The sequence below is a fragment of the Pseudoalteromonas sp. SK18 genome, assembly GCF_001974855.1.
Lineage (GTDB): Bacteria > Pseudomonadota > Gammaproteobacteria > Enterobacterales > Alteromonadaceae > Pseudoalteromonas.
Genome location: NZ_MTQB01000024.1, coordinates 16,161 through 30,263 on the forward strand (window position 1 = coordinate 16,161; position 14,103 = coordinate 30,263).

At 39.5% G+C, this 14,103-nt stretch carries 10 protein-coding genes; 2 read left to right on the top strand and 8 right to left on the bottom strand.

Translation table 11 applies throughout. The features are described from left to right. Positions 1-29: 29 nt before the first annotated feature. The 7 genes from BW139_RS15065 to BW139_RS15095 all read right to left on the bottom strand — a co-directional run bounded on the left by BW139_RS15065 (position 30) and on the right by BW139_RS15095 (position 8,752). Complete coding sequence (locus BW139_RS15065) at positions 30-641, bottom strand: DsbA family protein (protein WP_076920206.1); 612 nt, start codon at positions 639-641, stop codon at positions 30-32. Continuing rightward, the gene (locus tag BW139_RS15070) at positions 628-1,734 is read right to left on the bottom strand and encodes a GGDEF domain-containing protein (protein ID WP_076920207.1); all 1,107 of its coding nucleotides are present in this window, start codon (positions 1,732-1,734) and stop codon (positions 628-630) included. The genes BW139_RS15065 and BW139_RS15070 overlap by 14 nt, the downstream gene beginning before the upstream one ends. After that, positions 1,731-3,620: a methyl-accepting chemotaxis protein gene (locus tag BW139_RS15075; RefSeq protein WP_076920208.1), complete on the bottom strand. Its 1,890-nt coding sequence runs from the start codon at positions 3,618-3,620 to the stop codon at positions 1,731-1,733. Before BW139_RS15075 ends, BW139_RS15070 begins: the two co-directional genes overlap by 4 nt. A 191-nt stretch (positions 3,621-3,811) precedes the next feature. After that, positions 3,812-5,461 (bottom strand): M1 family metallopeptidase, encoded by a 1,650-nt coding sequence (locus tag BW139_RS15080; RefSeq protein ID WP_076920209.1) that lies wholly within the window; start codon positions 5,459-5,461, stop codon positions 3,812-3,814. Positions 5,462-5,810: 349 nt separating this feature from the next. Then, positions 5,811-6,326 (bottom strand): RNA methyltransferase, encoded by a 516-nt coding sequence (locus BW139_RS15085; RefSeq protein WP_076920210.1) that lies wholly within the window; start codon positions 6,324-6,326, stop codon positions 5,811-5,813. Then, positions 6,323-6,838, bottom strand: a complete 516-nt coding sequence (locus tag BW139_RS15090) for a YcgN family cysteine cluster protein (protein WP_076920211.1) — start codon at positions 6,836-6,838, stop codon at positions 6,323-6,325. The genes BW139_RS15085 and BW139_RS15090 overlap by 4 nt, the downstream gene beginning before the upstream one ends. A 96-nt stretch (positions 6,839-6,934) precedes the next feature. Continuing rightward, the gene (locus BW139_RS15095; RefSeq protein ID WP_076920212.1) at positions 6,935-8,752 is read right to left on the bottom strand and encodes a DUF885 family protein; all 1,818 of its coding nucleotides are present in this window, start codon (positions 8,750-8,752) and stop codon (positions 6,935-6,937) included. Between the two features lie 152 nt (positions 8,753-8,904). Between BW139_RS15095 and BW139_RS15100 the strand changes: the two genes are divergently transcribed. Continuing rightward, positions 8,905-10,176, top strand: coding sequence for an amidohydrolase family protein (locus BW139_RS15100; RefSeq protein ID WP_076920213.1), 1,272 nt, complete (start codon positions 8,905-8,907; stop codon positions 10,174-10,176). 292 nt (positions 10,177-10,468) lie between these two features. Continuing rightward, complete coding sequence (locus BW139_RS15105; protein ID WP_076920214.1) at positions 10,469-12,889, top strand: TonB-dependent siderophore receptor; 2,421 nt, start codon at positions 10,469-10,471, stop codon at positions 12,887-12,889. Between the two features lie 48 nt (positions 12,890-12,937). On the opposite strand, the gene adhP is transcribed toward BW139_RS15105, so the two are convergent. Continuing rightward, positions 12,938-13,948, bottom strand: a complete 1,011-nt coding sequence (gene adhP / locus BW139_RS15110; RefSeq protein ID WP_076920215.1) for an alcohol dehydrogenase AdhP — start codon at positions 13,946-13,948, stop codon at positions 12,938-12,940. Positions 13,949-14,103: the final 155 nt, after the last annotated feature.

Here is a 14,103-nt window from a genome sequence, read left to right on the forward strand (position 1 = left end):
ATGCAGGGGTAATGTTTGAAGTGTAAATTTTATAAGTAAGATTGTATTTCACTTAGCGTTTGCTGCCAATCTGTGTAGTTAATAGCAATGGGGTATGCGCGATTATTGCGTATTAATACTAACGACGGAAAACCTTGAATAGGTAAACTGCGAACATAGTTAAGCTCATCATCAAAGCGACGCTTAAGTTCATTAGAGTGTAAGTATTGAGCAAATAAGCTAGCATCTAAACCAATTTTTTCGCTTAGTTTAATAAGCACGTCTTCATCCGATGGATTTTGCGCCTTTAAATAATACGCTTGTTGAATGGCGGCTATCATCTGTGGTTCTTTGTTAAAACCACGAGCAATTAAAGCGGCTCTGCATGAGGGGTAAGTAGAGCGGCGTGGTTGGCATTCTTGCCAAAAACCAAAGTTAAATTCTGTACCTAATTGGCTGCTGATTTTTTGCCATATGGCTTGTAGTTGCAACTGCATATCGGCACTCATTGGCTGGTCGCTATCAGCAGCTAAACCTCCGATTCTATATTCTATAGGCAGAATATTTGCTAGAGCCGATTCAAGTTTTTGCCACGTAGGCTTATATCCCCAGCACCAGCTACACATAGGATCATGCACATAAATAAGCTTATTGACTGACATACTCGCCATGCGCAAATATGACTTTATTGCGCCCTTGTGATTTTGCCTGATATAAATATTCATCGGCTTGTTTTAATGCACTGTCGTAGCCATCAATATGATTAGCTTGTGCAATGCCAATGCTGCAAGTTAACGATACTCGTTGTTGTTTATCAGTTAATATTACATGATGTTGCACGCATTCTCTAAAACGATTAGCCAAAATACTGGCTTCTATGGTGGTCATCTGCGGTAAAATAACCACAAACTCTTCGCCACCATAACGGGCTTTAAGGGCGGTTGCAGAAAATTGCGACTCTAATAATTTAGTAAACTCTATTAATACGGTATCGCCAAAATCATGGCCGTAGGTGTCGTTTAATTGTTTAAAGTTATCTAAATCAATAAGTAGAATAGACAGCGGCAAATAATGCGCTGGCCTTGCAGCAGCAAGCTTTAAAAAATGTGATGTAATAAAACGACGATTAGGCGCCCCTGTAAGCTGATCGGTATACGCGTATTGTTTTTGCTCTAAAGTTACATCGGCAATGGCAAGGTGGCTACGGTGACGAAAATACTCACCGATAAAAGAAAAAACCAGCACTAATGAAAACGCAGCAATAAAGCGGGTTTTTTCTACCACGCCATAAGCGACTTGGCCTATGTCTGGCCCATAAAGTAGTGCAGCACAACTCAATAACATGCTACCACTCAACCAAGCTCCAAATTTTACGCCGAGAATGGCAAATGCGGCAACAGGATAAAACATTAGCCAATATAAGGCGGTGTTTTCTTTACCGCCGGTGTATACCAATGCTAAACACATCAAAAATACAATCATCAAAGTAATTAGCGCGATAGCATTAAGCTGTTTGGTTTTTATAAAATAAACAATACACCCTACAATGGTTACATTTACTGAAACTAACGCGACAGTTAACATGGGCGCATAAACACCATGGTTTGCAATCACTAAATAAGTAATTAACACCAAGGCAATCGTTATCATGGTAAATAACGAAAACACTTGGCGCTGTCTATCAAAGCTATAAACACTGTCAATATTAATTAAACTAAGCCAGTTAGGTTTATTTATTTTTGTTTTACTGCTCATACTTTGAATTTTTTAACCATCCGCTCTAAGTCACTAAATTGATGCTTAAGCTTGGTGCACTCTTCTAAAGTAAGGTTAAGGTTAGATTGACCTTGCGTAGATAGGTCACTAATAACATGAATATCTGAGTGTAATGATTTAACAACTTGGTTTTGCTCATCAGTAGCATTAGCGACACTATGATTAGCATCCGTTATTTGTTTTATCGCACTAATTATTTGTTTCATTACATCGCCGACAGCATCCGCTTGCTGAACACTTTTTTCACTTTCTTCTAAACTGGTTTTCATCAGCTCAACGGCAGAGCTTGAACCTTTTTGCAGTTCAATCACCGTATTTTCAATTTCTTGGGTTGATTGCTGAGTTCGTTGTGCTAATTGTCTTACTTCATCGGCAACAACGGCAAACCCTCTTCCAGCTTCACCAGCACGTGCCGCTTCTATTGCCGCATTTAAAGCAAGCAAGTTAGTTTGTTCACTTACTCCTTTTATTACCGCTAGAACATTACCGATGTTGGCAGTATGTGAATCTAAACTATTAATTGTTTCTTGTGCTTGCTCTATATTTTGCGAAAGTTGATGAATGCTCGATACGTTATTCGTTAGTGTTTGCTGATTTTTAGCGCAATATTGATCAGCATCTTTAGCAAGTGTTGAGGCATTACTTGCACTAGTTGAAATTTCTGTTGCGGTGGCTGAAAACTGGTTAATTGCCGATGCCACACTATTAGTACGTTCACTTTGGTCGTCGTACATAGTTAATGTTGAATCTGTTTGGGTAACAAGTTTAGCAACCGCGGTTTCTAGCAACTGTGTTGAAGACTTAACTTGAACAATTGAATTTTGAATTTTTTCTATAAAAATATTAAATGAATTACTTAACTGACCAAATTCATCATCATTTTCTACACTGAGGCGACGAGTTAAATCACCTTCACCTTGGGCTATATCTCTAATAGCATCATTAAGACGATACATAGGTCGCATTAAATAACGCAGTAAAAACTCCAGTGATGCAACAATCACTAAAATACCTATAATTAAAAAGACAATTGCCTTTTGACCAAACGAAGAAACACTTGAATACGCTTTATCTTTATTGACTACAACACCCAGATACCAATCAACATTTTCAATACCACGAATCTTAGTAAAGGATACCAGCGAGGTTTCACCCGCTACTTGATACTCTGTAAACTCTCTTGCTAACGGTACATTTTTACCAATCAAATCTGCGACTTTTTTTGAATTTAATTTACTATCAGGGTGACTTAATATTTGCCCTTTATTATCAAGTAAGAAGCCATAACCGAGTCCCAAGAAATCAATATCGCCAATAATTTCAGCGATGGTTTGCATATCAATATCTGCTCCCGCTACCCCTTTAAATTGACCATTACTATTAATAGGCGCAACGGCTGAAATTGTCAGTTCGTTGGTGGTCACATCAATATAAGGGGTTGTAAAAGCCGTTGTTGTTTTATTTTCTACTAATTTATACCAAGGGCGACTTGTAGCATCAAAATCGCTGGGGAGCACAACACTTTGATCATTTAAAATAAATGTCCCCGATGATTTACCTATGTAGGTATTTTTAAAATCCCCGGCAAGCTCAGCGGTATTTAATTGCGAAAGCGTTAAAGACTTCGTATCGTTATCTTGATATGTTTTTGCGATAGAGATCACAATCGCCAATTTATTATTGAGCCAACTTGCGATGTTTTTAGAAACCGATTCTGAGTTTTGCTCTAGCACCAGCGACAATTGCTCTTGAGTTTGATGACGCATTGAAAAATAGTTATTAATAGTGAAAACACCTAACACTAAAACTAACACTAATGACGCAGCGATGGTGATTTTGGAGGTGAATTTTAGCGAGCTAAACATAAGTACCTTAAGAATTAATCATTATTACCACTGCCTTTTTAACAAATTTTTAACTGAAAGTCTTAGCAAATATTGTTCAGGCGAGGTTAATAATTAAAAATAATAATAAATAATGAGATTTAAAATCCAAAAAGAACGGTATTTGGTTAAATCTTAAACTTATAACAAGTTGTAATTTAATCTATATAAGCTTAGCTTTGTTGCTGGCATTGACTAATTATAGGTAACTGTCGCAGAACCTTCATCTGTGGATCGATAACGATAATGTCGCTTTTTTTGGCATTGATAGTGATCAGTCCATCCACTGGAGTGTGAGTTGTCAACTTCCCGTTTATAGAAATAGGAACCGGCATTTTAAACGCTGCGCCGTCTTTTTCACTGTTACTCCAGCTTAAATAAGCGACTGTATTGGTACGCTCCATGGTTAAACTTGGTAACGCGGCTTGCTTTAGATACACATCAAATAACCACGTATAATCATCGCCCGTGATCCGATTAATAATATCAATAAACTCTTGGCTGCTGCGATAACGCGACTCTATTGGATAACTCAAATTAGTTGTTTTCGCTTGACCATATACTAACTCTCGGGCTGCTTGCCAAAAAAGCTCGTCTCCAATTAGCCAGCGCAAGGTATGCAGCGTCCATCCACCTTTACCATAAATATCTGCATTAAATGCTTCTTTGGAAGTAACGTCGCCTTGTTTTACAATCGGCTGGCAGTTTTTTAATCCTAAATACGCGGTGTACATGGCGTGGTTATAAGCAGCCTCACCAAATTTAAATAAGCTATAAGCAGGCTGCATATAAAAACCAAAACCTTCGTGTAACCATGCATCATTGAGCTTTTCATGAGTCATTAAATTACCAAACCACTCATGAGCCAATTCGTGCTGAATAAGCCAGTCATAACCACTTGGATCGCGCGTATAACCTTTACCATAAGCGTTAATTGTTTGATGTTCCATACCCAGATGCGGTGCTTCTACAAAGCCTAATTTTTGCATTCCCCAAGGGTAAGGCCCTAATACAGATTCAAAAAATGCGAGCTGTTGATACACATCATCTTTGAGTAGCTTACGGGCTTTGTGACTGTTTTCAGGTAGAGCCCAAAACTCAACAGGTACCTGCGTACCATTAATACTTTTATAGTGTTGTTGAATACGTTCGAAGGGGCCAATATTTAATGCAATATTGTAATCACTGGCAGGCTCAGATAAAAACCAATCAAATTCAGTTGTGTTATTTTTTAATGGCATTATTTTTTTAAGCACACCATTACTAGCAACACTTAAACCCGTTGGCACTGTGACGCGAATACGCATACTGTCGGCTTTATCGCTAAAGTGATCTTTACAAGGCCAAAATAAATCACAGCCCTCGCCTTGTACTGCCGTCGCTATCCAAGGCTCACCTTGTGCTGTATGACTAAATACAAAGCCACCACTCCACGGAGGGTTAATAGCTTCATGGGGATACCCCGAATAACTTATGGCAACTTCAACAACTTCACCTGGGTATTTAGTTTCATACAAATCAATAATAATAACGCCATGCTGATGGCTAAAATTAGCTGCTTGCTTAGCAACAGTAACGTATTCAATAGAAAAACGGCTATCGAGCTTGAGTTCGACTTGTTGCGTTTGTTTCAGCACTCGAAACATGGTTTTACCTGTGCCGGAAATCTGTTTGTTGCTGGGAAGGACTGCTAACTGTAAATCGTAAAAAATAACATCTGTGGTTTGGGCTATCGCAGATAACGTCTCACCGGTGCTTGCTACTTGCGGATCTAAAGCTGCAGGCTTTGAGTAGCAGCCTGTTAACGTAATGCTTAGTAACATTAGCCAACAGCAGCGAAACAAGTAGCATACTCGGTGCATAAAATGTAAACCTCGTAGTTATAATTTTTTCATTATAATTACATACTTTTACATTTATAGAGTTAAAAAAAGACGAACTGCTTATTTTTCAAGTTAATCAGTTACTTTTTTTTACATTTAACTAGGGTCTGTTGACCATTGCGGATTAATGCTTTTTCAAACTAGGGGGCAATTTAATCGCGGCGCGAAGTTTTAACCTAGTGGGCTAGATAAATGCACCTAGGTTATTCTACTGGCATACATCTATATAAGAAGAATTAAAAACCGAGCAAAGCTTCCTCGTCCTGTTCACGCTTAAATTGTTTATAGATTAAGGTTGTTTTTGCCATTTCATTTTATTATTAGTATCGCGTGAGGAAATAATGGTTTCATCACTGCTTTGAATTCCGCCCAATTTAGAGAGTCGGTCATAAAGTACAACATTACAGGTTGCCGCTAAATTCATACAGCCGATAGTAGGAATATACACCACTTCGTCGCACCATTTTAAAACATCTTTAGGCACAGAGCCGTCTTCTGGACCAAATACATAAAATGCGTTTTCAGGGTGGGTAAACTCAGGCAAGGGTGTAGCACCTTCAATTAACTCTATTACCACTACTTTAGCGCCTTGAGGCTTAATTGATGCTAAATTGTCGGTGGCGGTTAATGGAATACGTTGCACCACGTTTTTAGTATCAGTATGAAATTTTTGTGCGTTTAGATAACGGTTGCCAGTAAAAAACACCTGCTTTGCGTCATAACAACCTGCTGCACGTAACACCCCGCCCACGTTGGTCGGGCTTTTTGGGTTAATTAAACCAATACTTGCTTGTAGCTTACTCACTCGTTGCAATCCTTAGTTGGCCACTCGGCAATATACAAGTCAAAATCTTCTAATTTTACATCACAATCTTTTACTGTTTTGTCTTTAACAGAAATGTTTAGCTCGTGCATTTTAGTTTTATCGCCGTTATTAAGTAACGGATGCCACGTTGCTAAGCCACGCCCTTCATGAAGTCGGCGATAGCTGCAGCTTTGTGGCATAAAAAAGATGTCTTTTAGGTTTTCTTTAGTAAGCTTAACGCACGAAGGGACTAAGGTTTGGCGGTTTTCGTATTCACTACAGCCACAGGTATTGTTATCAAGGTATTGGCAAACAATATTAGTGAATATAAGTTGTTCGCCTTCTCTTAACTGGTCGGTGGCAGTAAAGTCATCTTCGTCTTCACTGTCAATAAAGGTGTTTAAACAACACTTTCCACATCCATCACAAATGGCTTCCCATTCTTGTTGGTTCATTTCATTGAGACTTTTACTAAGCCAAAATTGGGTATTTGCTAATTGTTGATCAAACATGGTGTTCTCGCCCCTTTTAAGAGCGCGCATTCTAACGTATTGCAGCAAAGCGCGCAAAGCCAATCCCTAATAACAGTATGGCTTCGCGCGATTTTATTACTGCTGAGACTTAACCCAACGTTTAATTTTTTGCTCAAGAATAGGCATAGGTAATGCGCCATCTATTAATATTTGCGTATGAAACGCTTTAGTATCAAATTGCTCACCTAATTGCTGGTGGGCGAAATCTCTGAGCTGTTTAATTTTAAACTCGCCCAATTTGTACGATAATGCTTGCCCTGGCCATGCAATATAACGCTCCACTTCAGCAATAACATCACTTTTTGCCATTGAGGAATTTGCTAACATGTAGTCAATACCTTGTTGACGTGTCCAACCTTTAGCATGAAAGCCTGTATCAAGCACTAAACGCATAGCTCTTAGCTGCTCATCGTTAAGACGCCCATACCACATATACGGATCGGTAAATAAGCCAAGCTCTTTGCCTAAGCTTTCTGCGTATAATGCCCAGCCCTCAGCAAACACCGTGTAGCCGCCAAATTTACGAAAATCGGGCAAGCTTTCCACTTCTTGTTGCAGTGCAATTTGAAAGTGATGACCTGGAGCGGCTTCATGAATAGACAGCGTTTCGAGTAAAAACTTAGGTTGTGCTTTTAAGTTATAAGTATTGATATAAAATATGCCTGGGCGCGAGCCATCAGGAGCGGGCCCCGCATACGACGCTCCCGCAGCCGATTGGGCTCGATAGGCTTCAACAGCTTTTACAACATAAGGTGCCTTAGGCTCAATATTAAATAACTTTGGTAAGCGAGCGTCTATTTTTAGTTTAATTTGTTCATAGGCGGCAATTAACTCATCAGCCGTTTTGTAATAAAACTCATCTGAGTCGCGTAAGTGATTAAAAAAGGCCGATAAATCGCCTTCAAATCCAACAGTGTTTTTAACCGTTTTCATTTCACTTAAAATTCGAGCCACTTCACTTAAGCCAATCTCATGAATTTCATCAGCAGATAAGCTTAACGTGGTGTTTTTCTTTATTTGGTATTCGTACCACGCTTTACCGTTAGGTAAATCAGCATAACCAACAGAATCGCGAGCATGAGGTATGTAATTGTTGGCTAAAAAGTCGCTCATACGCTGATAAGCAGGCACTAATTTATCCAAAATCAGTGTTATATACTGCGCTTTTAGCTGTTGCTTTTCATCAGCTGAAAATGAATCGGGCATGGCTTTAATGGGCGAGTAAAAAAGAGAATCTTCTGCGTTAGTAACAACATGCGCTTTAAATTGCGGGAGTAATTTTTTTGCTAATGGCATAGGCAATACCACACCCTGTTTAACACCTTGTGCCATAGATTGTTCAACACTTGCAAGCCATTTAACGAAACCTTCGGCACGCTTGATAAATTTTTCGTAGTCGGCAACGGTATTAAAAGGCTGAGCACTTTGCCCTGAACCAAATCCGGCGAAGGTATTATGCGCACCCGACATTTGATTTATCGGTAACAAATAATCTTTATATTGCATACCCTCAAGTTTAAGAGCTAAATCGCGCGATAACACTTCAAAGTTGAGCAGCGCCTGACCGGTGAGTTGGGATTGATCAATGAGCGTTAAGCGTTGTTGATATTTTTTATAAAATGCGGCTTTTTTATCGCGATTAAGCTGCGATATCTCAGGCAAAAATTGATCATCAAATTCATGGCGGCCATTATAGGTAGCGCTTAATGGATTAAAATCCAATGATTCGTCATAGTACTGAGCAACGAGCACATCTAATTGCTGCTCGGCTGATAATTCGCTTATGACAGTTGCGACTGACTGATTTGTGTTTAATTGCGAGCTGGTGCTCATACAACCACTTAAGGCAAACATAACGCTACTGGCAACCAGTGCTATTTTAATAACTTTCATAAATTCCCTTGTTAGTTTTTACCCGCCAATTATGCGGTTTTAAATGGCTTAAATAAAGCAATTGAGGTGAGTGCTGTTCGTCGCTATATTATTTACTCAGTAGCTTATGGTTGCTACATTCAAATGAATGAAAATAATTATAATGATTATCCATGAAAAAACATTTACTGACTGCATCAATCGCATTTCTGAGCTTAACCAGCGCAAGTACACTAGCCACAACCTATATATCAGCCAAAGCTTTGCTTGATGTAGAAACTGGCGAGCTTAAAGCTAATCCGTTGATTGCCATAGATAACGGTGTTATTAGCCAAATTCAATTTAATAAAAAGCCCAAGCTTAGCAGTAATGATGAACTAATAAACCTACCCACACTCACCCTAATGCCAGGATTAATGGACATGCATGTGCATTTAACCAGCGATCCAACAGTGTCTCGTAGTGAGCGTTTAGGCCAATCAGTTCCGCGTATGGCCATTAAAGCCAGCTATTTTGCTAAGCAAACCTTACAAGCAGGCTTTACCACAGTACGTAACTTAGGTGCTGAAGGCTACAGTGTTATTGCGGTACGAGACGGTATTAATGCAGGCGATATTATCGGCCCACGCATTTGGGCTGCTGGCCCTTCATTGAGCATTACTGGTGGGCACTGCGATAATAATCGCTTACCTCCAGAGATGAAATATACTGCCACCGGCGTTGCGGATGGCCCGTGGGCTGTGCGTATTAAAGTGCGTGAAAATATTAAATATGGCGCCAATGCAATAAAACTCTGCGCCACGGGTGGGGTATTTTCTAAAGGAACAAAAGTAGGCATACAGCAATACGCCTTTGAAGAAATGAAAGCCATAGTTGATGAAGCACACATGCGTGAATTACCTGTTGCCGCTCACGCACATGGAACTAACGGCATTAAAACGGCCATTAAAGCCGGTGTAGATAGTGTTGAGCACGCTAGCTTTTTAGACGATGAAGCAATTGCGCTTGCAAAAGAGTACGGCACTTGGTTATCGATGGATATTTATAATACCGAATATACGCTGAGCTTTGGTGAGCAAAATGGCGTTGATAAAGAAAACCTAAATAAAGAACGCCTTGTATCAAAAAAACAACGCGATAGTTTTAAACGCGCTGTTGAGGCGGGTGTCAATATGGTGTTTGGTACCGACGCAGCTATTTATCCGCATGGTGATAATGCTAAACAGTTTTCCCGTATGGTTGAATTTGGTATGAGTGAATTACAAGCAATTCAAGCCGCAACCATTAACAGTGCTAAATTATTAAAGGCTGATAAACAGCTGGGTCAAATTAAAACCGGTTTTGTAGCTGATATTATAGCGGTAGACGCGAATCCACTGAAAAACATTTCTACGCTAGAGCGTATTCCTTTTGTAATGAAAGCCGGTGTCGTTTACAAGCAGTAAACCCAATACATCTTTATAAGGTTGAGCTTAGCTCAACCTTAACAATCTTTTAGCCAATGTAGCTAAACTGCCCATTTAATCGTCAATACTTTATTAAAATTCTCTCTTAGTTAGGCCAACTTACTCGTGCTATATCCCGTTAACGACTTTAATTTGCTTATTTTTAGAACGCCATGCTCAATAAGCAAGCAAACAACTCATAAATAACAAAAAAAATGAACTTTTTATTTAAATTTAAAATGATAACCATTATCATTCGCGCAAATTAACAAATGCGAATGGTTATCAGTTTATGAAAAGGGTTCAATATTCTCTTCTGTCTTTGGCGTGTTTAAACGCAAATTTAGCAATAGCAAGCGAGTCACAAGTTAATTCAGATATTGAAAGAATTAGCGTTTACGAGCAACAAAACCGAGTGGTGATGAGTTCAGGTTTAGCCACTAAATCAGATATGTCACTTATGGAAACCCCTGCACCCGTGGTCATTGTTGATAAAGCGCTGATTGAATCACAAGGTATTGATAGTCTTCAGGATGTGATCCGCAATGTGAGTGGCTTAACTCAAGCGGGGAATAACTATGGCATTGGTGATAACTTAGTTATTCGTGGCTTGGGCGCTAATTACACTTATGATGGCATGTATGGCGGCGCAGGCTTAGGCAATACATTTAACCCTACTCGTTCTTTAACCAATGTTGAATCGATCGAAGTGTTAAAGGGCCCTGCAACTGGCTTATATGGTATGGGTAGTGCCGGTGGTGTGATCAATCTCATTGAAAAGAAACCCCAATTTAACGAGCAACATACGCTAGAAATGGATATCGGTCAGTGGGATAGTTATTCACTAGCACTCGATAGCACCAATGCAATAACCGATGATTTAGCTTATCGGGTAATGGTCAAAACCGCCTCTAGCGATGGCTTTCGTGATTTAAAAGAGCAGCGCGATGAAATTTATTCGTCTTTAAAATATGTGCTTAATGACCAGCAATCTTTTGTATTGTCTGGGGCATATATTAAAGATGCTATTGCAGTGGATTCTATTGGCCACCCTATTCGTATTTTTAACAGTAAATCGGTTAACGGTTTAACTGCAGGAGAAGTATCAGGCGCCGATTTAGTTAATGACCCTACAGCAAGTGGGTTACAATTGAGTGAAGCACAACGAAATGAACTCGCTAACTCTTTGGCAAGCAATGATGGCTTAACACCCTTTAACTTTGGTACCAATGGCATAATATCACCGATGGCAAAGGATAACGAAGGTGAAGAGCTGCGTTTTAAATTAGCGCACAATTACTACATTAGTGATGATTTATTTTTAAATCAACAGCTACAGTACCGTAATTACACTTCTAGCTTTGCCCGCCAAACAGGTGCTTATAATTATGTGTATTGGAACCGACGCGGTGTAATTAACCAAGATCCACGCGCACCGTTAGTTGTTGATAATGTATTACACCCATTTGCGGCCAGACGCCAAGAATATCGCCAAGTAGAAGCAGATGAGAAATCATGGCAATACTTTTTAGATTTACGTTATGACTTTATGCTGGGCAATATAGAAAACGAATTACTGGTTAATGCCAACTACGAAGACCGAGATATTCGTTTTAAACAATACTCCATTTATGATGCCGATAAGGTTATTAAAAACAGAGACGGTGAAGTGATTTACCAAGGTGCACTACCGTACATTTTTGATATGCGTCAACCAAATTGGCCGACAGGTGAATTTGCTGATTATGATCCGCTTAAAACCAGTGATTACAATAAAAAAGTACAAGCTTGGGGCGTAGGCCTTCAGCATGTTGCTTATATTAATGACAAAATCACCACTCGTATTGGGGTTGCTCACAATCGTATTAAACAAAGTTACGAGCACTTTGGAGTTGATCCACGTTATAGCCAAAGCCGCGCAAATCCAACGCCTGAAGCAAACACATCAGACAGTGGTTTAACATATAACTTAGGTGCTACTTATCAAGTAAACGCTGATATGGCTTTGTTTTTAAATCACTCAAAAGGACGCACTGCTTACAGTGTTCTTGGCTCTGTTGCTGGTAATGAAGCTGATAGAGAAGACTCAGAATCAGTGAGTAACGATTTAGGCTTTCGATTTAAGGCATTTGATGACCAATTATTGGCATCTATTGTGGTATTTGAAAGTGCCCGCACTAATTTAGAATACGCCAACCCTCTTTATGAAGCCGGTGTGTCAGCACCTAACGTAGTAGAGAGCTTTTTTGATGGCGAAGAACAAACAAAAGGTGTAGAAATTGATTTAAATGCGTATTTGAACGATCAATGGAAAGTTAATATTAACGGTGTTTATCAAGACGCCCGCGATAAAACCAACCCAAACAGCTCAAGTTTTGATACCCGCCAAAAAGGGGTGCCTTATGTAACGGCAAGTTCATGGGTTACTTACTCAGCCGCGTTGTTTGAATTACCTCACGCAGTAGATTTAAGCGCAGGCTTAACATTTGTTGATAAACGCAGTACTAACTCAAGTTCATTCGGTATTGATAATGGCTACGTAACCGCTTATACCGTATATGATACTGCCGTTAGCTATAAAGCTGATAACTGGCAAATGCAGTTAAACATTAATAACCTGTTTAATAAAAACTATTACTCTAAAGCCATGTTTTTAGGGGGAATGCCAGGTGAAGAACGTAATGCAAAGCTAAGCTTTAGCTATACGCTATAGTTAAAAAAAGCGCACAAACCGAGTTGGTTTGTGCGCATTCATATTTTATTAAATTGTAACAACTATGCGGCCGTTTATTTCACCTTTAAGCATGTCATCAAAAATTTCATTAATATCTTCAAGTTTTTTCTCTTCAATGATGGCTTTTACTTTACCTTGTGCGGCAAATTCAAGGCATTCTTGTAAATCTTTACGCGTACCTACAATAGAACCTACTACTGATACACCATTCAGTACGGTGTCAAAAATTGGCAGTGGCATATCCTCTGGTGGCAAACCAACTAATACACATTTGCCCCCACGGCGAACACTTTTATATGCTTGTTCAAACCCTGGTTTTGATACTGCGGTACAAACAACAGCATGCGCGCCACCTACTTTCTCAAAAATAGCTTCACTGGGCACCACTTCTTTAAAATCAAGTGTAATATCAGCACCTAACTCTTTAGCTAGCGCCATTTTCTGTTTGCCAGTATCAACAGCAATTACATTAAAGCCCATTGCTTTTGCATATTGCACCGCTAAGTGCCCTAAACCACCCACACCCACAATAGCAACCCATTGACCTGGTTTAGCGCCAGACACTTTTAATGCTTTGTACGTTGTTACGCCGGCACAAAATAACGGGGCAGCTTCAGCAAAACCTAAGCCTTCTGGTATTTTGATGATGTAGTCACCATGTGCTAAACAATATTCTGCATACCCACCGTCAATAGAGTAACCAGTGTTATGTTGCGATAAACAAAGGGTTTCGCGTCCATCTAAACAAAACTCACAATGGCCACACGCACTGTAAAGCCATGGTACGCCTACTCTATCGCCCACTTCTAAGTGCTTAATATTACTGCCTAGTTTTTCTATTACGCCTACACCTTCATGCCCTGGTACTAAAGGCATTTTTGGTTTTACTGGCCAATCACCATGACACGCATGTAAATCGGTGTGACACACACCACAAGCGGCTATTTTTACCAGCACATCGTTAGGACCTACTTCTGGGATAGGTAAATCGGTGATCGCTAACTTGCCTTTGTATTCTGTATTAATTGCTGCTTTCATAGTCATTCCATCGTTTATAAAAAATTATGCTATTTAACATGGGTGTTAAACAACAATGTCATGTTGCATACCCGCAACATACCTCACTATAAATGCTTAAATATTAATCTATATCAATCATTAGTCGTAAAACGTAGTTTTTTATCCCAGCTTAA

Bases quoted from the DNA above. Each gene is read 5' to 3' on its own strand.
- BW139_RS15065 (WP_076920206.1), bottom strand. From the start codon at position 641: ATGTCAGTCAATAAGCTTATTTATGTGCATGATCCTATGTGTAGCTGG.
- BW139_RS15070 (WP_076920207.1), bottom strand. From the start codon at position 1,734: ATGAGCAGTAAAACAAAAATAAATAAACCTAACTGGCTTAGTTTAATT.
- BW139_RS15075 (WP_076920208.1), bottom strand. From the start codon at position 3,620: ATGTTTAGCTCGCTAAAATTCACCTCCAAAATCACCATCGCTGCGTCA.
- BW139_RS15080 (WP_076920209.1), bottom strand. From the start codon at position 5,461: ATGTTACTAAGCATTACGTTAACAGGCTGCTACTCAAAGCCTGCAGCT.
- BW139_RS15090 (WP_076920211.1), bottom strand. From the start codon at position 6,838: ATGTTTGATCAACAATTAGCAAATACCCAATTTTGGCTTAGTAAAAGT.
- BW139_RS15095 (WP_076920212.1), bottom strand. From the start codon at position 8,752: ATGAAAGTTATTAAAATAGCACTGGTTGCCAGTAGCGTTATGTTTGCC.
- BW139_RS15100 (WP_076920213.1), top strand. From the start codon at position 8,905: ATGAAAAAACATTTACTGACTGCATCAATCGCATTTCTGAGCTTAACC.
- BW139_RS15105 (WP_076920214.1), top strand. From the start codon at position 10,469: ATGAAAAGGGTTCAATATTCTCTTCTGTCTTTGGCGTGTTTAAACGCA.
- adhP (WP_076920215.1), bottom strand. From the start codon at position 13,948: ATGAAAGCAGCAATTAATACAGAATACAAAGGCAAGTTAGCGATCACC.